Origin of the sequence: Enterocloster sp. 210928-DFI.2.20 (genome assembly GCF_020554465.1) — a bacterium.
In the GTDB taxonomy this organism is placed as follows: Bacteria; Bacillota; Clostridia; order Lachnospirales; family Lachnospiraceae; genus Enterocloster; species Enterocloster bolteae.
Genome location: NZ_JAJCHK010000027.1, coordinates 22,270 through 46,970, shown reverse-complemented (window position 1 = coordinate 46,970; position 24,701 = coordinate 22,270). Strand labels below are relative to the sequence as shown.

Below are 24,701 nucleotides of genomic sequence, written 5' to 3'. Positions count from 1 at the left end.
TCAGGAGAACAGAATGGAAGACAGGATTCAGAGAATGAAGGAACTGGTTTCCATCCTGCGGGAAGCAGGAAAGGCTTATTATCAGGAAAGCCGGGAAATCATGAGCAATTTTGAATATGACAAGCTGTATGACGAGCTGGTATCCCTGGAAAAGGAGACCGGGGTCACCTTGTCAGGAAGTCCATCGCAGCAGGTGGGGTATGAGATATTAAGCGAGCTGCCTAAGGAGACCCACGGTTCCCCCATGCTTTCTTTGGACAAGACAAAGAGTGTGGAGGATTTGCAGGAATGGCTGGGAGACCAGAAGGGACTGCTGTCCTGGAAGATGGATGGTCTTACCATTGTGCTCACCTATGAGGAGGGAACTCTTGCAAAGGCGGTTACCAGGGGAAACGGGGAGATTGGCGAGGTCATTACGCCCAACGCCAGGGTGTTTGCCAATATCCCGTTAAATATTTCCTACCAGGGACAGCTGATTCTCAGGGGAGAGGCTGTCATTACCTATTCGGACTTTGAGCGGATTAACAGCGGAATTGAGGATGTGGATGCCAAATATAAGAATCCCAGAAACCTGTGCAGCGGTTCTGTCCGTCAGCTTAACAGCCAGATTACAGCGGAGAGGAATGTGCATTTTGAGGCATTTGCCCTGGTGAAGGCCGATGGGGTGGACTTCCATAACTCCAGGAAGGCCCAGTTTGAGTGGCTGAAAGGCCAGGGATTTGAGGTGGTCCACTATGAAGAGGTGGACGCAGCAAGCCTGCCTGCGTCCGTGGAAGGGTTTGCAAAGGCAGTGGAAGGAAACGACATTCCCTCTGACGGCCTGGTGCTGACCTATGATGATATTGCTTACGGAGAATCCCTTGGACGTACAGCCAAATTCCCGCGCAATTCCATTGCGTTTAAATGGAAGGATGAAATCAGGGAGACCACCCTTTCCTATATTGAGTGGAGCGCTTCCAGGACAGGACTAATCAATCCCGTGGCTGTGTTTGAGCCTGTGGAGTTAGAAGGAACCACGGTCAGCAGGGCCAGTGTCCACAATCTGAGCATCATGGAAGGGCTGGAGCTGGGAGTGGGAGATACCATAACCGTGTATAAGGCCAACATGATTATCCCTCAGATTGAGGAAAACCTGACACGCAGCGGGGTAAAGGATATACCGGAGGAATGTCCCGTATGTGGAGGCAGGACGGAAATCCGCAAGGTAAATGATGTAAAGAGCCTGTACTGCACCAATCCTGACTGCCAGGCCAAAAAGATAAAGAGCTTTACCCTCTTTGTCAGCCGCGATGCACTTAACATTGACGGTTTGTCTGAGGCCACCCTGGAAAAATTCATCCAGGCAGGTTTTATTCACGAATATGCGGATATATTCCATTTGGAAGAACACAGGGATGCAATCGTGGAGATGGAAGGTCTGGGACAGAAGTCTTACGATAACCTCATTGCATCCATAAAGACCGCGTCCAACACCACCCTTCCCAGGATGGTGTACGGCCTGGGAATCGCGGGAATCGGACTGGCTAACGCAAAGATGCTGTGCCGCGAGTTCAAGTATGATTTTGATAAAATGCGCCATGCCGGAGAGGAAGAACTGGTGGCAGTGGATGGTATCGGCGGTGTTCTGGCCCAGGCCTGGATGGACTACTTTGCTTTAGGGAGAAACAACCAGATGGTGGACCGTCTGCTGGCGGAGCTGAACATTGAAAAGGAACAGCCGGAGACAGCCGGGGAGGCAGTCTTTGAGGGAATGAACTTTGTGATAACCGGGTCCGTGGAGCATTTTGCAAACCGAAAGGAACTTCAGGAGCTGATTGAAAGCAAGGGCGGCAAGGTCACTGGCTCCGTTACAGCAAAGACAGCGTATCTGATTAATAACGATGCAGCGTCCAATTCGTCCAAGAATAAAAAGGCAAAGGAATTAGGGGTTCCCATAATCTCGGAGGAGGAGTTCCTGCGAATGTTGTAGCACAGTATCTGCCGGCTTTGGCAGACGCTGTGCGGTTTCCGTGTGGAATTCAGCCAACATTTGAAAGGAGAGAGCGAACATGCCTATAAAAGTACAGAGAGATCTGCCAGCAAAAGCGATTCTGGAGGAAGAAAACATATTCATTATGGATGAGGACAGGGCCATGAGCCAGGATATCCGTCCGTTGGAAATCCTGATTCTGAATCTGATGCCTCTCAAGGAAGAAACAGAGACCCAGCTTATGCGGGCATTGTCCAATACACCCCTCCAGGTGGACTGTACCTTCCTGATGCTGTCCACCCATGTGTCAAAAAACACGTCAGCCAGCCATCTCAACAAATTTTATGTTACATTCGATGATATAAAGAAGAAAAAGTTTGACGGGATGATTATAACCGGGGCTCCGGTGGAGAACCTGGAGTACGAGGAAGTGAATTACTGGCCGGAGCTGTCCATGATGATGGAGTGGAGCAAGACACATGTGACCTCCACCATACATATATGCTGGGGGGCCCAGGCGGGGCTTTATTACCACTACGGTATCCCCAAATACCCTATGGAGAAGAAACTGTCAGGTATTTATAACCACAGGGTCCTGGACCGGAAGGTTCCGCTGGTGAGAAGCCTCAATGACTTTTTCCTGGCTCCCCACTCCAGATATACGCAGGTGAGAAAGGCGGATATCTTAAAGCATCCTGAGCTGGCCATTCTGGCGGAATCCGATGAGGCAGGGGTGTTCCTGGTTATGAGCCGGGACGGAAGGCAGATATTTGTCCAGGGCCATCCCGAATATGACAGGATGACGTTAAATAATGAGTACCACAGGGACTTGAATAAGGGATTGAATCCGGAGGTCCCATATAATTATTACGAGGACAACGATCCGTTTTCAGCGCCGCCGCTGACGTGGCGGAATACATCCAATACGCTGTATACCAACTGGCTGAACTATTATGTGTACCAGGTGACGCCTTACCTGTTAGATGCAGAGGAGTAGGCGATTATGGGAAGGGTGTAAGATAGAAAACTAAATATTCGGACATCTGAATAAGTCCATGAATATGCAGCTGCATTGCATATTCACGGGCTTATTTTAGTGTGTCAAAAATCAACTGAGCGCCACAGCAAAGCATCTCAGATAATTATTTTAAAAACAAATATAAAAGGAGAATCCCTACAATGACGATTAAAACTACATTGGCATATGACTTTTTTTCATCATATTTTACAGAAACATAACCGTCATTTTTACGTTTGTTGGATACAGATGGTTGTGTATGATTCTTTTTACTCTTTGCTTTCTTTTTGGTCGGACTCATTGATTCCAGTTCTTTTTTGATTTCTTTTCGTAGGAGGAAATCATCGTCGATTATATGGCTGCATTTGACACAGAATATTTCTTTGTCATTCGGAAGATCGCTTCCGCAGTATGGGCATTGTTTCATAATTTATCCGGGTATGTGTTCAATCTATATCCCGCGCCCCCCCTTTTTATATATTTTTATACAAAACTATCTGCCGGCAAATGTAATGTCCATTGCAATAGTAAGAGCTTCATATAGTTGTAAAAGCGAATCAGCTTATAGGCTGATTATACAACGTTTGATGTTATTTCACAACATATAGGTTTGAACTTTCACTACTACTGGAAAGGCAGACGGATAACCGGATGTCAGACGAGGGACCGGAACGCTTTTCGCCGGGCGGGGGAGGGGACTATAAAATGTTCAATGGGTTGGAGCTTGCCGCGAAAGACCGTTCCTGTCCATTCTGGTACATTACAGGGACATTGCAGGATGCATGTTTTAAAAGGATAGTTTCGCCTGACAAGTATTTTAAGGGCATGGTGTATATAAAGTGTTAAAAAACTGTATATTTATTGCTAAATTTTCACACAATCTTAACGCTGAAGTGGGGATTTGGGATTGATTTTAGAGAATTTAGGGAGTATACTGTTACTAAAGTAAAACTTTTTGGTAAGTTTTCACAAAAAAGCATAAGTAAGTTTCCTGGTTAAGTAACTTGATAAGGTTTTTAGGGTATAATTTTATGAACGCCTGAAAGCCTGTCTTTGAAGATAAAGTGTAGAAAGGTGTGCACAGCCTGCTCTAAGATACACAGATTATTTTTGACTATACCGTAATAGATGCGGACAATTTGCACCATCAGGTATGCAGACGCAGTAAGACGTGCCATGGGAGCGTTCCTGTCCGGCAAAGGAATACTCCAATCCATTCAGTTCAAAGATACACAGCGCCATCAATCATATGACGTCTCAGCAAAAGGAGGATGAGAAACTAAAAAGATGGCATAAGCTTTCGGTTGGCAAGCGGTTCAGCCTATATAAAACGAATGGCTGCAAATAATAGGTTGACGGGCTGTTGGGGACTAAAACCCTACACTTTATATTTAGGAGGAGACATTATATGCTGCAGATAGTTAACACAATTAATTCATATCTTTCTGATTACATACTTGTATTTCTTTTGGTGGCTGTAGGCCTTTGGTATACAGTCAAAACAAAGTGTGTTCAGAGGTACCTTTGGAAAGGTTTAAAACAGCTGTTTGGCGGTTTTTCACTGCGAGGCGGTTCACAGGGAGGCGGAATGAGTTCATTCCAGGCGGTTGCAACAGCAATCGCGGCACAGGTTGGCACAGGGAATATTGTGGGTTCAGCCGGAGCGATTCTTGTGGGCGGGCCAGGAGCTATTTTCTGGATGTGGATAATTGCATTTCTAGGCATGGCTACCATTTATGCAGAAGCAACACTGGCGCAGAAGACACGTGTTACAGATGCAGAGGGCAATATTCAGGGCGGACCGGTGTATTATATCCAGACAGCCTTTAAAGGCAAATTTGGAACATTCCTGGCAGGCTTTTTCTCAATCGCAATTATTCTTGCTCTTGGATTCTTCGGATGCATGGTACAGTCCAACTCAATTGGCTCCACAATTCAGATGGCATTCGGGATTCCGTCCTGGATTGTAGGTATCTTCCTTGTTATTATTTGTGGATTTATCTTCATGGGAGGTGTAGATCGTCTTGCTTCCGTTACTGAAAAATTAGTTCCTGTTATGGCAGCATTTTTTCTGATCGGCGGCTTGGGAGTACTCGCAATGAGGCTTCAGTATATTCCGGAAACCTTTGGTCTGATTTTCAAATATGCATTCCAGCCCCAGGCAATTATCGGAGGCGGATTTGGTATAGCTATTAAGACGGCTGTGAGCCAGGGAGCAAAAAGAGGCCTGTTCTCCAATGAAGCTGGTATGGGTTCCACGCCTCATGCACATGCGCTTGCATTAGTGAAAAATCCCCATGAGCAGGGCTGTGTTGCAATGGTCGGCGTATTCATTGACACCTTTATCGTTCTTACACTGAATGCATTGGTTATTATTTCAACACTTTATGCGGGAAACGGCCCTCTGGCAAACGGCTATGTAGGAGAAGCAGCAAATACATTAAAGAATACAAACCTTGCACAAGTAGCTTTTGGTGTTGTATACGGCGACAAGGCCGGCGCTGTTTTTGTAGCCATTTGTTTATTCTTCTTTGCATTCTCCACAATTCTTGGCTGGAATTTATTTGCTAAAATTAATGTAACTTATTTATTTGGGAAGAAAGCACAAAGACCATTTATGCTGGTTGCTTTAGTATTTATCTTCCTTGGAACAATTGGGGAAAGTGATTTGGTATGGGCATGTTCTGATATGTTTAACCAGTTGATGGTTATTCCCAATGCCATTGCCCTGTTTGCTTTAACCGGGGTGGTTACAAAGATACTTGGGGATCGGGACAAATAAGTTTATATTCATATTATACAAATAGCTGATTGAAAATGGGCGCTGTGCCAATGCTTAGGGCGGGATTCGTTAGAATCCTGCCCTGTTCATGTTCCGGCAGAGATAAAAGTTAGGTTGTGCCAGTGCTCTTGACAAGATTCTCCGGAAAGGATAGACTGCATATAAAATGAATGCGGTGAACGGCATGCCGGGATATGCAATACGGATAGCGTAGTATGGATAGCGTAGTATGGATAGCGTAGTATGGATAGCGCAGTATGCATAGTGCAGTATGGAAAGTGCAATATGGATAGAACAGTATAGATAGCGCAATACGGATAGCGCAACAGGGTCAGGAGACAGAAAAAAACGAAAGCATAGGTGGTATACATGGAAAAACTTGATAATCAGGCACTCACGCGTTTTGAGAGATTGTGGAAAATCGAAGGTGATAAACTGCTCAGGGCTAATATCATCCCTTCTGCAGTTAAAGATGGAGAAATCTATCCCGTAGATTACTGTATATCTACCATTGCCCGGCTGATTCAGCAGCCACATGGTGCTGAAGTAGTCTGTGGTATCAGAAATGCATTATCAGAACTCTTTGAAGCGGCTGACACTCAATTTATTTATCCGGATGAGTCGCTTCATGTATCTTTGCTTGGATGTACGCAAAGAAAAAATACAAATGTATTTGAACATGCTCAGATTAATAAGATCAAACATATCTGTATAAAGGAAATAGAAAAGAAAGAGCCGGCGGAAATTATTCTGAGAGGCATCGGAATTGTGGGAAACCAAATTTTTATTCAGGGATTTCCTCAGAATAGGAACTGGGAAGAGCTCAGAGCATCACTGGGTGAAGAATTGGTAAATTCCGGTGAATTCCCTATATCATATGAAGATAAATCCCCTGTTCATATGAATATAATACGGATTGTTGACGCAGCTCCCCATGTTTTGGCATCTCTTCACAGGGCTGTTTCACGGCTGCGGGATGTGGAATTGGGAACGGTAAAATTACAGACCATAGAATTTGTGATTACGGATTTTTGTGTTACAAAGAAGAATGTTGTATGGCTCCATAAGATAGAATGCCGCAATTCGTCTGGGAACAGCTGCCGCGTATGATTCACCGGAAAATGCGCAAGATTTCTTAAGACAACCCCATTTGTTTTGATTATACTATTGTGGAATACACGGCGCTTGGGGAACCGGGACACGGTCCAAAGGTGCCGTCGGCAAGGAGGCAATTGTGTAATGAGCAGTATGGATGAGGTAATCCTGGCAATTAATTTTATTGAAGCCAATCTGACGAAAAAAATGGATTTGGACATGATTTCCGGCGCAGTCCATTATTCCAAATATCATCTTCACCGCGTGTTTTCCGATACAGTGGGTCTAACCATTCATGATTACATTCAGCGCAGGCAGCTGACAGAGGCGGCCAAGCTGCTTGTTTTTTCCGGCAAACCCATTGTGCAGATTGCATTTTTATCCGGCTACCAGAGCCAGCAGGCATTTACCAATGCTTTTACAGCCATGTATAAGATGCCTCCCAATATGTACAGGGAAAATGAACGGTTTTATCCCTTACAGCTCAAATTCAATTTTGAAGGGAGTTATGAAATGCTTGACAGAAAAGAAAAGGCTTTATGGGAGATTTCGTTTGCGTCGGATGAGGATATTCCCAGCTGGATGGAACTGGTGAGGCTTGTGATTGACGGCTTTCCCCATCTGAATGAGGAGGAGTATATCCGGGTCTTAAGACAGAAAATCAGCACAGGGCAGGCGCTTATCATGAAGGACAGAGGCTCTGCCATCGGCATCATGCTGTTTTCCTATGAAAACGGCAGCATTGATTTCATGGGAAGCCATCCGCTTTACAGGAAAAATGGGGTTCCGAAGGCCATGCTGGACAAGGTTATGAAGGAGCTGCTTAAGGGTAAGGAGATCAGCATTACAACCTACCGGGAAGGCGATAAGGCAGATACCGGATACCGGAAGGAGATAAAGGGGCTGGGCTTTGCAGAGGCAGAGCTGCTGGTAGAATACGGCTACCCCACCCAGCGTTTTATCTTACAGCAGGAGGAACGGGAGCATGAGTGATTATCCAGCCATTCCGTTTCCCGATGAATTAGTCCATCTGGAACAGGTAAGTGCCAGGCTCTCAAAAGCCCTGCAAAGGGCAGAGGCATCTGTCAGTAGGGCGGACAGGGAATATACGGATACCAAGAAATACATGGCGGACCACAGGGGAGAAATAGACCCCCATGAGATGTTCCAGAATGAACTTCTGCTAAAGCAGACAGACAGGACAGGCGCCTTTGCTGTGGAGATGCGGGATCGGATTGTGAAATTAAAGGATTCCCCCTATTTTGCCAGAATTGATTTTAAGGAGGAAGAGGAGGAGGAAGGACAGCCGTACTATATCGGGAGATTTGCCTTTCAATATGAAAATGAACCGTTGATTTTTGACTGGCGCGCCCCCATATCCAGCATGTTTTATGACTGCGAGGTTGGAGAGGCCGGATTTTTGGCGCCGGCCGGGTGGACAGCGGGAGAGCTTACCAGAAAACGCCAGTTTAAAATCAGGAACGGGATCATGGAATACGCGCTTGAAAGCTCTGCCAATGTACAGGATGATGTTTTGCAGAGAGAGCTGAGCCATACTTCCGATGAAAAAATGAAATCCATTATTTCCACCATTCAGAAAGAGCAGAACCAGATTATCAGAAATGAGAAAGAGGGAACAATGATTATCCAGGGGGTGGCCGGATCCGGCAAGACCTCCATTGCCCTTCACCGTATTGCATTTTTGCTGTACCGTTTTAAGGACAGGCTGAGCGCCAGGAACGTTACGATTCTCTCGCCCAACAAGGTATTCGGAGATTATATCTCCGGTGTGATTCCTGAGCTGGGAGAAGAACCCATTTATGAGATGAGCTTTGGGGAACTTGCTGATATCCAGCTGGAGGGAGTCATTGGTTTTGAACCGGACAGGGATCCTTTTGAGATGCAGGACAGGGCTTGGGGGGAGAGGGTGCGGTTTAAGTCCACACTGGACTTTGTTTATATGATGGACCAGTACATAGAGCAGATGCCGGAGTTTATTTTTGTTCCAACCGATTATGTGTACGAAGGGTTTAGGGTAACTGGTGAATGGATCAGGGATCGGTTCTTAGCTTATGGGACCTGTCCGGTAAAGAAGCGGCTGGCAATGGTTGCAGATGATATCCATGACCGCTTTGAGACGGATAACATAATGGAACAGGAGGTGCCCCGGCCCCGGGTGATACTGAAACAGCTGAATTCCATGCTTGCCATGAAGGATACGCTGGTTGTCTATAAGGATTTCTATAAGCGGATGGGAATTGCGGAACAATTTGTCATGGCTGCCAGGAGGACATTGGAGTGGGCGGATGTGTACCCGTTTTTATATCTTCATGCCGCCTTCCAGGGATTAAAGGAAAGCCATATCACCAGGCACCTTGTGATTGACGAGATGCAGGATTACACGCCTATCCAGTACGCCGCCTTAAACCGTATGTTTCCATGCCAGAAAACCATTTTGGGGGATTACGGACAGTATATTAATCCTAACCATCTGCACTGCCTGGAGGATTTGCGGACAATCTATGACAAGGCCCGGTTTGTGGAATTGAATAAGAGTTACCGTTCTACCTACGAAATTATGTGTTTTGCAAAGAAAATCAACCATGTATCTGCCCTGGAACCGATGGAGCGCCATGGGGAACCTCCGGAATTGGTTCCGTGCCTGGACGCAGCAGATGAAATAAGGAAGATAAGAGAAGTAATCCGCCGTTTCAGGGCAGGAGGGAATGTGTCACTGGGGATTATCTTAAAGACAGATGCGGCGGCAAGGGATATGTATGAGGTGCTGGCAGGATACGATGGGGCAAAAGGAAATGGATCGGAAGGCTGCGAAAAGGAAGGGAGTAAAAGGGAAGGAAGTAAAAGGGAGGGAAGTGAAAGAGAGGAAAGTGAAAGAGAGGGAAATGAAGGGAAAAGGGGCAAAATAGGAGAAAGCGGAGCAAAAGAAAGGGATATAAACTTGATTACCCGGGACAGTGCCAGCTTCCAGAACGGGATATCCATTACATCGGTCCGCATGTCGAAAGGCCTGGAGTTTGATGAGGTTTTGATTCCCCAGGCTGACTCAAGAACGTATGCCTCTGATTTTGACCGCAGTCTGTTATATATTGCCTGTACACGGGCCATGCACAGGCTTACGCTTACGTATAGCGGGAGAGAAACACGATTTATTTCCGGGCATTTGTTTTCTTGATAACAAATTTCTGGACAATTTTTCAGAATAAAAATAAGCTCTGCTCATGTTTTTTTGAAAGTTATAAAAAATAGTAGATTTATAACTGAAAATAATATATACTATTTTAAAACATATGATATTAAAGGAGAGCTTATGTGTAGAAAAATGTTGTATTTACTAGTACTAACCCTTGTACTCTTGACGGGGTGTACCTCAAAAATTAATTTCGATAAAAATGGAGTTAGTGAAGAAACCTATAATTCGACCTTGGCCCTTATGGAAAGATTTAATTCCAACCAATTCGGTGAGAAGATAGCCGAAATTCTTAAGGACTTTAAAAACGATGATTCTGATGCAGATGAAGGAATAGATGCTATAGAAAAAGAAATTAAAGATAGTTATTATGATTTGTACAATAAGTGTACTTTGGATAACGATAAACAGATGGTTGCTTTCGGATATAACTATTCATTCTTGTGTACGCTTAAATTTCGTTCAGATGCAATGGGGGTAAAAAATAATTATAAAGAGTCCTTGGATGAATATTATCAAAAGTTCTTAAAAGAGCCAACAGTAGAGACGTTTGATGATTTTTCCTTATATATAACAAAAAATAACATTTTTGATTATGCATTTACTATAAATAAACACAGTTTAGAAGAAATCGCTACTTTTGTTGAGTCAGAATGCATACTTTTTAACGGACGAATAGCTATAGCAAATGCATATTTAGGCCAGGGGGATATGTCTGAATTTTACAATGCATATTGTGAAGCCATGGATTCATTAAGCGCAGTTGTTGAGGATTTAAATGAGACACCTGAATTTATTGAGAAATTCACCTCTTCAGATTTAGATAAGATTGCTAAACAGGTGAAAGAGAGTACTGCTTGTTGCAAAATGTTAGTGGACAGTTATAAAAAGAATCCTAAGTCAAATGAGGTTGGTACGTATGCTATGCAAATGGTAGATTATCTAACCACATTAACAAATTTTGCAGATGAAGTATCAAAGAATGCCAATTCAATATAATCATTGAACAACTCAGATTTTATATGATAACCATAATTTATTATGACTAAGGAGCCTTGTCGGCAAAAATTGGCGTACTGTGGCGCAGACCATGTATCGTCTCTGAAACCGGGCAAAATGGTGCTGCCGGGTGGAACGGGCAGAGAAAGGCGGGAGCTCATGGAGCCATTTACGTATTGCAAATTGGAGATATTCATACCGGAAACCCATTTAAAGGCGCTGCAGAAGGCATTGCAGGAAGTGGACGCAGGGCATATAGGAAAATATGACAGCTGTATGTCATACAGTCCGGTGACAGGCTGCTGGAGGCCGCTGGAAGGCAGCAGCCCGTTTATCGGTAAATGCGGCATTATCAGCATGGAGCCGGAACTGAAGGCAGAGGTGACCTGCAGGACGGAGCGGTTAGAGGAAACCCTGGCCGCCATAAAGAAGGTCCATCCCTATGAGGAGCCGGTTATCAATGTGATTCCTCTGTACATGACCGGAATGGATATAGTGTCCTGATACCGGTCCTATTCCGGCAGCCCATGCTGTCCTATCAATTGAATATTGTCAGTGAAACAGGCGGAACGTGGATTTGTAATAATCTATGATTCCGTCTTTTTTCATGCCGGACAGCTCCCTGGATAGGGCGCTGCGATCCATGTTCAGATACTCAGCCATGGCGTTTCTGTCCAGAGGAATGGTAAAGGGAAGGCCGTTTTCCAAACCGGAAAAATTCTTCAGATAGGTCAGAATCTTATCACGGGCAGTTGGGCGGAGCAGGCAGTCCAGCCGCTCATGAAGCACCAGCCCTTTTTCTGCCACAATCCACATGAAGTTTTTGAGAAGCTGTCTGTGGCAGGGGCAGTTTCTGGTACAATTGTTTATAAGCCGGTTATAGGAGATGAACAGGACCGAGCTGCCCTGTTCCACGGTTACGGATACCGGACTCTTGCGGCCGGGACTGGCGGCCAGTATGACACCGATTTCACTTCCCTCTTTTAAAAGTGTGACTGTAAGGGTATGGCCCTGGGAATCTGTTTTGTATGATTTTCCTCTTCCTGCCAGGAGAATCCCGAATTTTTTGACCGGGCAGCCCTCCTCAACCACAACCGTCTCCCCGGCATAATTTACCGACTGCGCCTTAAGACAGGCCAGGAGGCGGCATACATCTTTTTGCGACAGGCCGGAGAACAGTTTGGCCTGAATGATATCCTGAATGTTTTCGTTCATTGTGATTTGGTTGCCTGCGCAACTTACCTCCTGACTGTATTGTATTATAATTGACGTGTACATGCAATTAAAAAACACAGATAAAGGAGGAGTCAGGGATGAACACTGGTTTTACCCTATTTTTTTACGGCCTTTCCGCAATCCTGTTGTCCTTATCTTTCCGAAAGGACAGAGAAAAGACAAATCGTGCGGTCAGAAAGGCTCTATTCATGATGCTGGGGGTGTTGCCCTATTTTCTGATCATTTTGCTGGTCACAGGAACCGCTTTTTTTATTCTGCCGCCCAAGACGGTTCAAACTCTTATGGGGACAGAGTCGGGAATAAGGGGAATGCTCCTGGCCGCAGTCACCGGGGCGGCAGCTCTTGTACCGGTTCTGGCTGTATTCCCGGTGGTTTCGGAGCTTCTTAATAATGGGGCCGGGACAGCGCAGATGGCGGTCTTTATTTCCACATTGACAACGGTAGGAATTGTCACCATTCCCCTGGAAGTGAAATATATGGGAGTCAAAGCAGCAGTATTGAGAAATCTGTTATTTTTTCTGTTGGCATTTGCCACATCCTCTCTGCTGGAGGTGTTATTATGAAGCATAAGGTGATAAAAGCAGAGATGATGGGACCCTGGAAGGCAGTAGCGGCGGCGTATCTGGCGGTATTTATTTTTATTCCGGAAAGGTCCGGGGAGATAGGAGCCTGCGCCTGCACGGGTCTGGGGCAGTTTATATGGAATCTGGTTCCTGTATTCCTCTGTGTGGGTCTGATGGATGTATGGATTGAAAGCGACAAAATGATAAAAATGATGGGAGACAGATCCGGTCTCTCCGGGATGGGGATATCGCTTTTGCTGGGAATGCTGACAGCAGTGCCTGTATATGCGCTGCTTCCCATCGCCGGCCTGCTGTTAAAAAAGGGAGGGCGCATTTCCAATGTACTGATTTTCCTGTGCTCCAGTGTGAGTATCCGAATTCCGCTGCTGCTTTTTGAGATATCATCACTGGGTATCCGGTTTGCGGCCTGCCGGTTTGTTCTCAATCTGGCAGTGGTATTCGTGATTTCCTTTCTGGTTGAAAGGCTTCTGTCCGAGCGTGACTGGCAGGATATCCGGAGGAGAAATCAGATAAATCAGGTGTGAGCTGCAAGGAGTGAGATGGCATGAAAATGACATTATGGGTCAGAACGCAAACGGGGATGCAAAGGGAAATAAGGATTAAAAGGGAAACATGGACGATAAAGCGGGTTTATGGTAGAATAGGATATCAGACTTTTTGAAGAAGGCAGGTACGGACGGGATGAAATTAAGGGTATTGGTTGATAACAACACGTACATAGACAGGTATTATCTGGGGGAACCCGCGGTCAGCTATTATATTGAATGTGACGGTATCAGGCTGCTGTTTGATGCCGGGTATTCGGATGTATTCCTTAAAAATGCAGAGGCTCTTGGAATTGACCTTGGCCTGGTTACGCATATGGTGTTCTCCCATGGCCATAATGACCACACAAGGGGACTTAAATTCATGAAGGAGCGTCTGGAGCTGTCGGGGATGGAGGTCATTGCCCATCCGTCCTGCTTTGATGAAAAGATGTTTGGTGAGGAATCCATCGGTGCGCCCTATTCTGCTGCGGACATGGCTGGTATTTGCAGATACAGGCCGTGTGGCGGGCCGTGTAACATCTCGGAGCGGCTGGTATTTCTGGGAGAGATACCGGATGCAGTGGACTTTGAAACGAGAAAAGCCATTGGCAGGACTAGGATAAGAGGTAAATGGCAGGATGACTATGTAAGGGATGATTCCGCCCTGGTTTACCGGGGGGAGGAAGGCATTTTTATTATAACAGGATGTTCCCACAGCGGTATATGCAATATAGTACAATACGCCCAAGCGGTATGCGGACAGCAGCGGGTTCTCGGCATCATAGGGGGATTCCATCTCTTTGAGGCAGATGAACGGCTGGTGCGCACAATTGACTATCTGAAATGCTGCGGTGCGGAACAAATTTATCCCTGCCACTGTGTATCACTGAGGGCAAAAGCCAGAATGATGGAGGCCTTGAACGTGAAGGAAGTGGGGGTGGGTATGGAGCTTTGCCTGGACGGACAGGCTGCACATTAAATTCTGAGTGTTGCGGCGGAGAAAGGTTTTTTGTATGAGACAGACAGAAAAGAACAGAAAGAATCCAAGGAACGGCAATTCAAAAGCAAGGGACCCCAGATATGACTGTCTGCGGGCTGTCTCGGTCATGGCAATCATCATGGTGCATGCCATGCCCGTGGAAACAGTCAGCGCCCGCCAATGGTGGTTTAACAGCATTATGACGCCCTTCCTGCTGTCGTTTGTGGGAATTTACTTTATGCTCAGCGGTATGTTTTTGCTGGAACATGGAACAGAGCGCATCGGGGAGTTTTACAGAAAGCGTTTTATTACGGTGGGAATTCCGTTTCTGGTCTATGGCCTTATTTACTATTGTTATAATGTCCATGCGGACGGAGTGGTTCTGCCTGTCTGGAAGCATGCCGGCCGGTATCTGGCACAGGTGCTGACGGCCGGGCTTCCCAGGGCAGGCCATATGTGGTTTATGTATGCCATTGTGTCTTTTTATATCTGTGCGCCCTTTCTGTCCAGGATGGTAAAAAATATGACGGACCGGGAAATGAAGGTGTTCCTGCTTCTGATGCTGGGCATCCATGTGGTGGAGGTGGCCGGAGAAATTCTTGGACTGGACGTGAAGCCATGGGCCCAGTTTGTGCTGTATACAGGGTGGGTCTACTATTTTCTTTTGGGATACGGACTTAAGCGCTTATGCAGGAAGGAACAGTTTCCCATATTTGCGGTCCTGGCAGTTTTTGGCCTGGCCATGGATGTGGCTGCGGATATCGGCCTTTCATGGTGGGTTCCCCAAACTCCCCATAAGTCGCCGGCCATGGTGTTTATTTGCGCCGGAATATTTCTTCTGTTTGAATATTATGGCGGGAAGGTGCCTGTATGGGCGGGAAAGCTGGGAATATTTGTCAGCAGGTACAGCTTTTCCATCTATCTGATTCATTTCCTTATTCTGAGCTACTATGTAAATCCGGTACTTCTAAAGGATATGGCGGCCCGCCATTATATATTGGGAACCATGGTTTCTACCGTTGTGACCTTCTGTTTATCTCTGGCATGTTCCATGGTGACGGACCACCTGGCAGTCAGGCCGTTAGAACGGCTGGCTGAGAGGATAAGATTTGAAAAGGATAAGATTTAGTCCGCGGAGGTAACTTAAAAACGGCGGCTGAATGTACATAAGAACCAGGAGGAAATATGAGCATCAGTATTGATTTTACTGCAAAAGTGCTGCACAGGAAAACCTTTATGGACCGTGTGAAGGAATTGGCTGAGGCAGAGGATTATAACATTCATATATGGGATGAGGGGCTCAGGGTGGAGCTTTGACCCATGGGGGATTTGTATATAAGCTGGGAACAGGATCCGGAAAATCCAGAACAGTGGAATGTAAGAGAAAAGGGAGACGAAATAGCATGGAGATAAAGGTGATAGAGGGAGCATTTTCAGTCTGCAGGCTTAAGGAGCTGGGACAGGCCGTGATAGAGGACGATCTGTATTTTCTGGGCAGGACAGATGAGGAGATATCCCTGGTGTGCAGGACTGAAAGCGTGCCCCAGGACACTGCTGCAAGGGAAGATGGATGGAGGGCCTTTCGGATTCAGGGAGAACTGGATTTTTCTCTGATTGGCATACTGGCCGGAATATCAGCTGTATTAGCTGAAAATAGGATTGGGATTTTCGTGGTATCCACGTATAATACAGATTATGTTTTGACAAAAGCAGATGATTTTGAACGGGCCCTGGGACTTTTGGAAAGCCGTGGGTATGGTATTGCTAAATAGATGCACTGGCAGGATGGGACAGGTCCGGCCGGAGATGGATTTACCGCCACAGGCCTGTTATGGCTATTACCGAAGAACAGGTGCGTTAATACGACGGCAGCCTGGAAAAGATGGAGCGCCTCCGGCAAAGCTGCCGCATAGTTGGCCAAGGCCGGGAAAATGGATGTGGCATTAGGGAATGTCCGAAATAAAGGAAGGATATATGACATACTGATGTCATGTTTTGTATGGTAACATGACAGAAGATCCGCAGCAGAATACTATCAGCGGAGCTTGGAAAGGAATGGGTGCCATGGCATACAGTTTAAAGGAAGTAACGATACGTACGGATAACTCAGAGGAGGGAATGGAGCATATCGGGGAGCTTTGGCGCCATATTATGGACGGCCGTCTGCCCATTCTCTTTGACAGCGGGCATCAGTTCCGGGCAGGAATATCCCCTGTATCCAGGTACAGCGGTTATGACGGTGATGAGACAGGCAGCTACGACCTGACTGTCATGGCTGTCACAAGTGACTTTTTTACTCAAATGGATGAAAAGGTGAAAATGGGGCAGTACCGGAAATATGATGCGTGGGATGAAAACGGCGACTTGGGCGCCTGTACCCGGAAGGCGTGGGAGACAGTGTGGAGCCAGCAGAAGGCAGGAATCATACACAGGTGCTTTACAGAGGATTATGAGAGCACGGTTCCGGCTGAGTATACAAAGGACGGAAAGGCACATTGTTATCTGTACATTGCAGTCAGATAAGAAGAGGCTGAGGAAATGGAGTTATATTAAGGGGTATTAAGGGCTTGCTGCCAGCAATGGCGGCCGGCCTTTTTACTTTTCCTTCCTGCCTGCAACCTCCGTACAGGTGGGGGTGAAATTGCACAATGGAAAATGCTAAAATAAGGGGAAATTTGTCGAAATAGGTTGACTATGTAAAAGGGCCTATTTATAATAAAAAAATATGGTTTTTTACAAAAATTTTATAATCATGGAAAGTTAAGGAATGGATATGGACAGTTGGGCAGAGATGGAAGAGCAGATCCTGAAAGAACTGAATCTTCACAGGATGAAGGATGATGCTGAGGTTTTCAGCAGATTGGAGCGTTACTCCGGTTCAGAGGCCGGGGAAGCAGCCGTGGATTATCTGGTTCAGGAGCTGGAAGCAGCGGGGATTGAACATGAACGGCATTATTATGAGCTTATGAGAAGCCTGCCTGTACAGGCTTCTGTTACTGTAAAGAAATCAGGAGAGCCTGATTTCACCGTGGAGGCAATAGCTGCTGTATACAGCGGTGAAGCCCATGGGCTTACAGGAGAACTGGTCTGGGATGAGATGTGTACCAAGGGCCAATTGAACGGCATGGAACAGGAGGAACGGTTCCGGACATTTAAGGGAAAGATTGTCCTGACCTATGATATCAGTTTTCCTTTCTATTATGAAGCGGCGAGGGCAGGAGCACTGGGCATTGTGGCCATATGGCCCAAGGACATTCATCACCACGACACCATGGGCGGTGTATGGGGAATGCCGGGAAGCAGGGACAGGGATTTGTACCCTTATCTGCCCTATGTGCAGATATTGGGGCAGGACGGTCTGAAGCTGATTGAGATGGTTAAGGCGGGCACTGCAGCCGTGGGAACAGAAGCAGCCAAAGGTATGGCTGTGACAGCTCAGATGGATGTGGCCATGGACAACCGCATCGTAAGGTCCAGTATGCCGGTGGCCACCATTCCGGGCAAAAGTGAGAGCTTTGTGCTCCTGAGCGGCCACTACGATTCCTGGTATGAGGGGATGACGGACAACGGGGCAGCTAACGTGCTGATGCTGGAGACAGCCAGGGCGCTGGAAAAGTTTAAGGACAGGCTGAACCGCACCGTGGTGATTGCCTGGTGGTCCGGTCATTCGGACGGGCGTTACTCCGGCTCCACCTGGTTCTGCGACCATCACTATGAGTATCTGAGAAAGCACTGCGTGGCCCACATCAACATGGATATCTGCGGATGCAAGGGAAGCAATGCAGTCCGTTTCGATATGAGCGGTATGGAGGGAGAGGCGTTTAACGATGAATTCCTTGCATCCTATAACAGCCGCAAACCCCTTGCGTACAGGGCTCTGGACCGTTCCAGCGACCAGACCTTCTGGGGAACCATGACCCCTGTATCCATTGCTCCCCAGTTTTATATGGATGACGGACAGACGCCCCAGCCCCCAAAGAGCAGCAATATCTTAAGGCCAGCGGCCATGCCGGCGGCCTTTGGGGTGGGCGGTCCCTTTTACTGGTGGCATACCAGGGAGGATACCCTGGATAAGATTGGGGACGATGTGCTGGCCCGGGACTGTGAGATAGCGGCAAGGCTGGTGCTGCGCTACGCCATGGAAAAGCCCCTTCCTATTGATATGAATGGTTTCATGGGGGAGATGCAGTCCTATTTTGAGGCCTTTGCAGAGGAACTGGACCCGGACTTCGATGTGGCTCCGGTACTGGCGTCCATTGCCCTGACCCGAAAATCCGTTGAGAAGCTCTCCGATGCCATCCGGGCATATCCAAAGCAGGATGCGGACAGCATACTCATCCGGACAGCGGGAGAACTGGTGCGCTTGAAATATACGTATTCCAGCCCTTACGGACATGACTATGCAGTGGAGCACCAGCCCTATGCAGTGTTTTCCTCCCTGTTAGGAGTGCACAGGGACAATACGCCTGAGGACCGGTATCTGATGTCGCAGACGGATTTCATCCGCCAGAGAAACAGGGTGACAGGCCAGCTCCATGAGGTATGTGAGGCCATTGAATTACAGCTGTACCGCTGGCAGGTACAATAGCAGATACAATAATCACTGAGAAAGGACACGTATCATGTTACGTTATATTATCAAACGTATTATATTTGCCATTCCGGTGTTAATCGGAGCAACCTTCCTGGTGTTTACCATCATGGACCTTGCACCGGGCGACCCGGCACGTATTATCCTGGGCAGCAATGCCACAGAAGCAGCCCTGGCCTCCCTGAGGGATTCCATGGGGCTTAATGACCCGTTTCTGGTGCGCTACGGGCGGTTCATACTTGGGCTTCTCCACGGGGATTTAGGCACATCCTACCGCAACGGACAGGCAGTGTTCTCCCTGATTATGGGACGTCTGGGCAACACCGTGGTGCTGGCTACCTCGGGAATCGTATTTTCCGTTATCATCGGCATTCCGGTGGGAATTATATCTGCAATCAAGCAGTATTCCGTCCTGGACAATATTACCATGTTTATCACCCTGTTTTTGATGGCAGTGCCCACCTTCTGGTTTGCGCTGATCCTTGTCATCATTTTTTCACTGAACCTGGGCTGGCTGCCGTCTTCCGGCATGCAGCACGGATTCCCGGACAATCTTATCAGCCTGATTCTGCCTACCCTGACCCTGGGATGCGGATATGCGGCTCTGATTGCCCGCACCACCCGTTCCTCGGTTCTGGAGGTGGTGCGTCAGGATTACATTGACATGGCCAGGGCAAAGGGGCTTACGGAAAACGCGGTTATCTGGAAGCATATGTTAAAAAATGCCCTGATTCCCATTGTAACTGTGGTGGGACTGAACTTCGGAACCCTGTTAGGCGGCTCTGTGCTGACGGAATCTATTTTTTCCTGGCCCGGCGTAGGACGTTTTGTGGTGGATTCCATTTCCTACAAGGATACGCCTGCGGTGCTGGGAAGCGTGGTGACACTGGCAATCCTGTTTACAATTGTGAACCTGATTGTTGATCTTCTGTATGCGTTTTTGGATCCGAGGATTAAATCTGAATATCAATCATCATGGAAGAGGGCAAAGAAAAAATGAGCACATTAAAGAAAACAGAGAACAATTTGGGACAGGATGAAAAGGTCCGTTCCCTGTGGAAGCAGTCGGTGATTCAGTTCAAGCACAACCGGCTGGCCGTGGTGGGCCTGGTCATCATTGTCTTATTCATCGTTACGATTCTTACGACGCTGGCTGTTGACCAGATTACAAACTATTCTTTTTATAACGAGTATATCCTAAAGCAGGACCTTTCGCTGCGTCTGGCAAAGCCCAGCCTGGCCCATCCCTTTGGATGCGACGAGTTTGGCAGGGATCTTCTTCTGCGCATTCTGTGGGGAACCAAGCTTTCATTTGCCATCGGCGTGGTGGCCATTGCACTGTCCGTGATCATGGGAGCCCCCTTCGGCATGATAGCCGCGTTTTACGGGGGCAAGACCGACAACGCCATCATGCGCGTCATGGATGTGCTGCTGGCAGTGCCCTACATGCTGTTGGCCATGGCCATTGTGGCGGCCCTGGGAACCAGCACCTTTAACCTGCTTCTGGCTCTGGCCGTGTCCGGTATTGCAAAATACGCCAGAATCGCCAGGGCAGCAGTGCTTACGGTAAAGGACAGTGAATTTGTGGAGGCGGCCCGGGCCGTGGGCGCGTCGGACGGCACCATTTTGTTCCAGTACATACTGCCCAATGCCCTTGCCCCGATTCTGGTGCAGGTATCCCTGGGAATCGGTGATTCCATTCTGGCAGTTGCGGGCCTGTCCTATCTGGGACTGGGCGTACAGCCGCCCCAGCCTGAGTGGGGGGCAATCCTCACCACTGCAAGGACTTATATGAGGGATGCATGGCATATATCCGTGTTTCCGGGACTGTTCTTAATCCTGGCTGTCATAGCCTTTAACCTGTTTGGGGACGGCCTGCGGGATGCCCTTGATCCAAAGCTGAAACGATAAGGGGGAGCAAAACGTTGAGTCATATATTAGAAATCAAAGATTTACAGGTACAATACCACACAGAGGACGGGACCGTGTACGCCCTTAACCACGTTGACCTGGAGCTGGACGATGGTGAGACCCTGGGTCTGGTAGGCGAGACAGGGGCGGGAAAAACCACGCTGGCCAAGAGCATCATGCGCCTGATTCCCGATCCCCCCGGCAAGATCGAGGGCGGGGTCATTGAATTTGAGGGCAGGGACCTTTTAAAGGCCAGCGGCGCTGAGATACGCGCGGTCAGGGGCAACCAGATATCCATGATTTTCCAGGATCCCATGTCATCCCTGAATCCTGTGGTCAGGGTAGGTGAGCAGATAGCGGAGGTAATCCGTGTCCACGAAAAATGCACCAAGAAGGAAGCCGAAGAAAAGGCCATGGAGATGTTAGAGACAGTGGGCATCCCGGCTGAGAGGGCAGGGGATTTCCCACACCAGTTTTCAGGCGGCATGAAGCAGAGGGTGGTCATAGCCATAGCCCTGGCCTGCAACCCAAAGGTGCTCATTGCGGACGAGCCCACAACGGCGCTGGACGTGACCATCCAGGCCCAGGTGCTGGAGATGATGAGGTGCCTTAAGGATAAATACCATACGGCCACGCTGCTGATCACCCACGATTTAGGGGTGGTTGCCCAGATGTGTGAGAAGGTGGCCATTATATACGCGGGGGAGGTAGTGGAGAGCGGTGCTGTCCTGGATATCTATAAGCATACCCTGCATCCCTACACCGAGGGACTGCTGGGAGCCATTCCCCAGGTACACCTGCATGTACACAGGCTCAGTCCCATTGACGGCCTGATGCCGGATCCCATGGCGCAGAGGACGGGATGTCCCTTTGCAGACCGGTGCAAATATGCATTTGAGCGGTGCCGCGTAGAGCATCCGCGGTTCATAGATGCCGGGAACGGCCACAGAGTGCGCTGTTTCAAGGTAGAGAATGAGTTGAGGAAGGGGGCTGGGGAGTGATGGAACACAAGGGACTGTTAGAAGTAAGAAATCTTAAGAAGTATTTTGATACAAACCGAGGACCCCTTCAGGCTGTGGACAACATCTCCTTTTCCATTGAAAAGGGCAGAACACTGGGCGTGGTAGGGGAGTCTGGCTGCGGCAAGTCCACCCTGGGCCGCACCATACTGAGGCTTCAGGAGCCCACATCCGGGGAAATATGGTTTAATGGGGAGGATATTGTCAAGTACGACAAGAAGCAGGTAAAGGCACTGCGGTCCAAGATGCAGATTATTTTCCAGGACCCCTATTCTTCCCTGAATCCGCGTATGACGGTGAGCCAGGCCATAGAGGCGCCCCTGGTGCTTCAGGGCATTTATAAGAAAAATGACAGGGAAGGCCTTCAGAAAAAGGTCAGGGAGATGATGGATCTGGTAGGTCTGGCATACCGTTTTGCCAATTCCTATCCCCATGAGCTGGACGGCGGGCGCAGGCAGAGAATCGGTATTGCCAGAGCCCTGGCTCTGAATCCGGAATTTGTTGTCTGCGACGAGCCGGTATCGGCCCTGGATGTGTCCATCCAGGCCCAGGTACTGAATCTGATGCAGGATCTTCAGGAGCAGATGGGGCTTACATATCTGTTCATCACACATGACCTTTCGGTGGTAAAGCATCTTTCCGACGACATTGTGGTTATGTATCTGGGACAGCTGGTGGAGAGGGCCAAGCCGGATGAACTGTTTGAACATCCGCTGCATCCCTATACCCAGGCGCTTCTGTCAGCCATTCCCATCCCGGATCCGACCATTAAGATGGAGCGGGAGATATTAAACGGGGAGCTTAGCTCGCCCATCAATATGGGGGATGGATGCAGGTTTGCAAAGCGGTGTCCAAAGGCAACCCCGGAATGCACCCGTCCCATCCGTGAGGTTGAGGCTTCGCCGGGACATTTTGTATCGTGTCATCTTCTCTGCAAAGAAAACCAGGCAGGGAGTTGAATATAATGAATAATTTCAGGAGGATATATGTATGAAAAAAGCAATTGCCATGTGTCTCATTGCCTGTATGGTGATGACAGGCTGCGGCGGCAGTAAGGGCGGCGCAGGAGAACCACAGGAAACAGTGGCCGGCAGTGACGGACAGAACGTGAAGATCAAGGATGAAATCATATTCTGCCAGGGCAATGACCTGACCACACTGGATGCCACCATCGGACAGCAGGAGAGGGCATATTCCATCTCCAACAACATCTTTGACCCGCTGTTTACCTATGATTCCGATATGAAGATGCAGCCATGCCTGGCCACGGAATATGAGTGGGCGGACGACACCACCCTGAAGCTTACCCTCAGGGAGGGCGTGAAATTCCATGACGGAACCGATATGAACGCGGAGGACGTAAAGTTTACCCTGGACCTTATCGACCAGAGAGGGGCGCTGTTTGTAGGAAACTATGACGGATGTACCATTGATGACGATTATCATGTGACGGTTAAGCTGAAAGCTCCTAACCCTGCTTTCTTAAGCATACTGACCCTGCCCCAGGCTTCCGTGGTACCGGCGGAGTATGACGAGGCGGCCTTCGGCGCCAATCCAATCGGCACAGGCCCTTACAAATTAAAAGAAGCTGTGGAGGGCGATTATTATACCCTGGAGCGGTTTGATGATTACTGGGGCGGTCCGGCCAAGACAAAGCTTCTGACCATGAAAATCGTACCGGAGGCATCCCAGCGCACCATGATGTTAGAGACAGGCGAGGTGGATGTGGCTTATGAGGTTCCGAACAATGATATCTCCCGTATCCAGGAGAACAAGGACCTTCAGATTCTCACCAGCCCATCCATGAAAATCATACTTATGGAGCTGAACTGCAGTTCGGACGGCCCTGTGGGCAACCCGGATGTACGCAAGGCAGTGGAGTGCGCCATCAACAAGCAGACCATCGTGGATTCCCTGCTCTACGGATTTGGAACGGTATCCGACAACATTATCCCTCAGTCCGCCCAGGATTACAGGGAATACGAGACCAACGGATATGACCCGGAAAAGGCTAAATCCCTTCTGGCCCAGGCTGGTTACAGCGACGGCATCCAGCTGACACTGTGGACAAACTCCAACCAGACCAACACAGAGATTGCCCAGGTGCTTCAGAGCCAGCTGGCTGAGGTGGGAATCAACCTTAACATTGTGACCCAGGATGACAACACCTCATTCTCACTGATTGAGGCGGGCGAGGACTTTGACCTGATGCTGGATTTCTGGCAGACTAATACAGGACACGCGGACTATGTATTCAACGGAATGCTGCTGTCCACTTCGGTCAACAACTTCTCCCGGTACTATAATCCGGAATTTGACGAGACATATGTAAAGTATGCATCCACCGGCGAGGGCGAGGAAAGGGAAGCTCTTTTGAAGCAGCTTTACGATGATATGGTTACGGACACCCCAATTATCGGCCTTTACAGCGAGACAAAGGTGATTGCAGCCACATCAAAGCTCCAGGGACTGATGCTGAGCCAGATTGGCGCGCATGAGTACCAGAATGCGGTGGTGACAGAAGACTAGGAACACACTCTGGTACCGGGCTTACCGGTAGTTTTGCGGCGTAGCACCGGGAGGGCCTGGAGGCCATCACATGACCGGGAGGAACTTTTATTCCTCCCGGTTTTGCATTACCAGGGAGCGTACAGGGAGGGGATCCGGGAGGAGCTGATATAGCTGTCCCATGGCTTTCAGGTGGAGACGGGAATGGCAGGACGCCGGGATTGTCCCTAAAATAAAAGGATGTTATAATAAATGAAATGGCCGTCAGGCCGGTC

At 48.2% G+C, this 24,701-nt stretch carries 22 protein-coding genes; 21 read left to right on the top strand and 1 reads right to left on the bottom strand.

Annotated elements, in window-relative coordinates:
- Nucleotides 1–13 precede the first annotated feature (13 nt).
- The 8 genes from ligA to LI015_RS20475 all read left to right on the top strand — a co-directional run bounded on the left by ligA (nucleotide 14) and on the right by LI015_RS20475 (nucleotide 11,575).
- A complete protein-coding gene (gene ligA, locus LI015_RS20510) occupies nucleotides 14–1,969 on the top strand; it encodes an NAD-dependent DNA ligase LigA (protein WP_002573600.1) in 1,956 nt (651 codons plus the stop codon).
- A gap of 79 nt (nucleotides 1,970–2,048) precedes the next feature.
- Nucleotides 2,049–2,966 carry a homoserine O-acetyltransferase MetA gene (metA, locus tag LI015_RS20505; protein WP_002567008.1) on the top strand — a complete coding sequence of 306 codons (918 nt, stop codon included), beginning with the start codon at nucleotides 2,049–2,051 and terminating at the stop codon, nucleotides 2,964–2,966.
- Nucleotides 2,967–4,395: 1,429 nt separating this feature from the next.
- A complete protein-coding gene (locus LI015_RS20500) occupies nucleotides 4,396–5,769 on the top strand; it encodes an alanine/glycine:cation symporter family protein (RefSeq protein WP_002567010.1) in 1,374 nt (457 codons plus the stop codon).
- Between the two features lie 369 nt (nucleotides 5,770–6,138).
- Complete coding sequence (locus tag LI015_RS20495) at nucleotides 6,139–6,879, top strand: hypothetical protein (protein ID WP_227126264.1); 741 nt, start codon at nucleotides 6,139–6,141, stop codon at nucleotides 6,877–6,879.
- 129 nt (nucleotides 6,880–7,008) lie between these two features.
- Entirely contained in the window at nucleotides 7,009–7,857 is an 849-nt protein-coding gene (locus LI015_RS20490; protein ID WP_002567012.1) for a helix-turn-helix domain-containing protein, read from the top strand.
- The gene (locus tag LI015_RS20485; protein ID WP_227126262.1) at nucleotides 7,850–10,057 is read left to right on the top strand and encodes a HelD family protein; all 2,208 of its coding nucleotides are present in this window, start codon (nucleotides 7,850–7,852) and stop codon (nucleotides 10,055–10,057) included. The genes LI015_RS20490 and LI015_RS20485 overlap by 8 nt, the downstream gene beginning before the upstream one ends.
- A gap of 135 nt (nucleotides 10,058–10,192) precedes the next feature.
- A complete protein-coding gene (locus LI015_RS20480; RefSeq protein ID WP_227126260.1) occupies nucleotides 10,193–11,071 on the top strand; it encodes a hypothetical protein in 879 nt (292 codons plus the stop codon).
- A gap of 159 nt (nucleotides 11,072–11,230) precedes the next feature.
- Nucleotides 11,231–11,575, top strand: a complete 345-nt coding sequence (locus LI015_RS20475) for a hypothetical protein (RefSeq protein ID WP_002573596.1) — start codon at nucleotides 11,231–11,233, stop codon at nucleotides 11,573–11,575.
- Nucleotides 11,576–11,623: 48 nt separating this feature from the next.
- Here the strand turns inward: LI015_RS20475 and LI015_RS20470 are convergent, their stop codons facing one another.
- Nucleotides 11,624–12,286 (bottom strand): Crp/Fnr family transcriptional regulator, encoded by a 663-nt coding sequence (locus tag LI015_RS20470; protein ID WP_227126258.1) that lies wholly within the window; start codon nucleotides 12,284–12,286, stop codon nucleotides 11,624–11,626.
- A gap of 98 nt (nucleotides 12,287–12,384) precedes the next feature.
- Between LI015_RS20470 and LI015_RS20465 the strand changes: the two genes are divergently transcribed.
- The 13 genes from LI015_RS20465 (at nucleotide 12,385) to LI015_RS20410 (ending at nucleotide 24,447) form a co-directional block, all read left to right on the top strand.
- Nucleotides 12,385–12,870 (top strand): hypothetical protein, encoded by a 486-nt coding sequence (locus tag LI015_RS20465; RefSeq protein WP_227126256.1) that lies wholly within the window; start codon nucleotides 12,385–12,387, stop codon nucleotides 12,868–12,870.
- Complete coding sequence (locus LI015_RS20460) at nucleotides 12,867–13,415, top strand: permease (RefSeq protein WP_227126254.1); 549 nt, start codon at nucleotides 12,867–12,869, stop codon at nucleotides 13,413–13,415. The genes LI015_RS20465 and LI015_RS20460 overlap by 4 nt, the downstream gene beginning before the upstream one ends.
- Nucleotides 13,416–13,572: 157 nt before the next feature.
- Complete coding sequence (locus LI015_RS20455; RefSeq protein WP_227126274.1) at nucleotides 13,573–14,397, top strand: MBL fold metallo-hydrolase; 825 nt, start codon at nucleotides 13,573–13,575, stop codon at nucleotides 14,395–14,397.
- A 34-nt stretch (nucleotides 14,398–14,431) separates the two neighbouring features.
- Nucleotides 14,432–15,526, top strand: coding sequence for an acyltransferase (locus LI015_RS20450; RefSeq protein ID WP_227126252.1), 1,095 nt, complete (start codon nucleotides 14,432–14,434; stop codon nucleotides 15,524–15,526).
- Between the two features lie 56 nt (nucleotides 15,527–15,582).
- Nucleotides 15,583–15,714 (top strand): hypothetical protein, encoded by a 132-nt coding sequence (locus LI015_RS28275; protein WP_264468443.1) that lies wholly within the window; start codon nucleotides 15,583–15,585, stop codon nucleotides 15,712–15,714.
- An 86-nt stretch (nucleotides 15,715–15,800) separates the two neighbouring features.
- Nucleotides 15,801–16,169 carry an ACT domain-containing protein gene (locus LI015_RS20445; RefSeq protein WP_002567021.1) on the top strand — a complete coding sequence of 123 codons (369 nt, stop codon included), beginning with the start codon at nucleotides 15,801–15,803 and terminating at the stop codon, nucleotides 16,167–16,169.
- 292 nt (nucleotides 16,170–16,461) lie between these two features.
- Nucleotides 16,462–16,920, top strand: coding sequence for a hypothetical protein (locus LI015_RS20440; RefSeq protein ID WP_002567022.1), 459 nt, complete (start codon nucleotides 16,462–16,464; stop codon nucleotides 16,918–16,920).
- Nucleotides 16,921–17,164: 244 nt separating this feature from the next.
- On the top strand, nucleotides 17,165–18,985 hold the full coding sequence (locus LI015_RS20435) for a M28 family peptidase (RefSeq protein ID WP_227126250.1): 1,821 nt from the start codon (nucleotides 17,165–17,167) through the stop codon (nucleotides 18,983–18,985).
- 34 nt (nucleotides 18,986–19,019) lie between these two features.
- The gene (locus LI015_RS20430; protein ID WP_002567024.1) at nucleotides 19,020–19,988 is read left to right on the top strand and encodes an ABC transporter permease; all 969 of its coding nucleotides are present in this window, start codon (nucleotides 19,020–19,022) and stop codon (nucleotides 19,986–19,988) included.
- Complete coding sequence (locus LI015_RS20425) at nucleotides 19,985–20,899, top strand: ABC transporter permease (protein WP_002567025.1); 915 nt, start codon at nucleotides 19,985–19,987, stop codon at nucleotides 20,897–20,899. The genes LI015_RS20430 and LI015_RS20425 overlap by 4 nt, the downstream gene beginning before the upstream one ends.
- A 14-nt stretch (nucleotides 20,900–20,913) precedes the next feature.
- On the top strand, nucleotides 20,914–21,900 hold the full coding sequence (locus tag LI015_RS20420) for an ABC transporter ATP-binding protein (RefSeq protein WP_227126248.1): 987 nt from the start codon (nucleotides 20,914–20,916) through the stop codon (nucleotides 21,898–21,900).
- Nucleotides 21,900–22,877 carry an ABC transporter ATP-binding protein gene (locus LI015_RS20415; RefSeq protein WP_002567027.1) on the top strand — a complete coding sequence of 326 codons (978 nt, stop codon included), beginning with the start codon at nucleotides 21,900–21,902 and terminating at the stop codon, nucleotides 22,875–22,877. Before LI015_RS20420 ends, LI015_RS20415 begins: the two co-directional genes overlap by 1 nt.
- A gap of 31 nt (nucleotides 22,878–22,908) precedes the next feature.
- Nucleotides 22,909–24,447: an ABC transporter substrate-binding protein gene (locus LI015_RS20410; RefSeq protein WP_227126246.1), complete on the top strand. Its 1,539-nt coding sequence runs from the start codon at nucleotides 22,909–22,911 to the stop codon at nucleotides 24,445–24,447.
- Nucleotides 24,448–24,701: the final 254 nt, after the last annotated feature.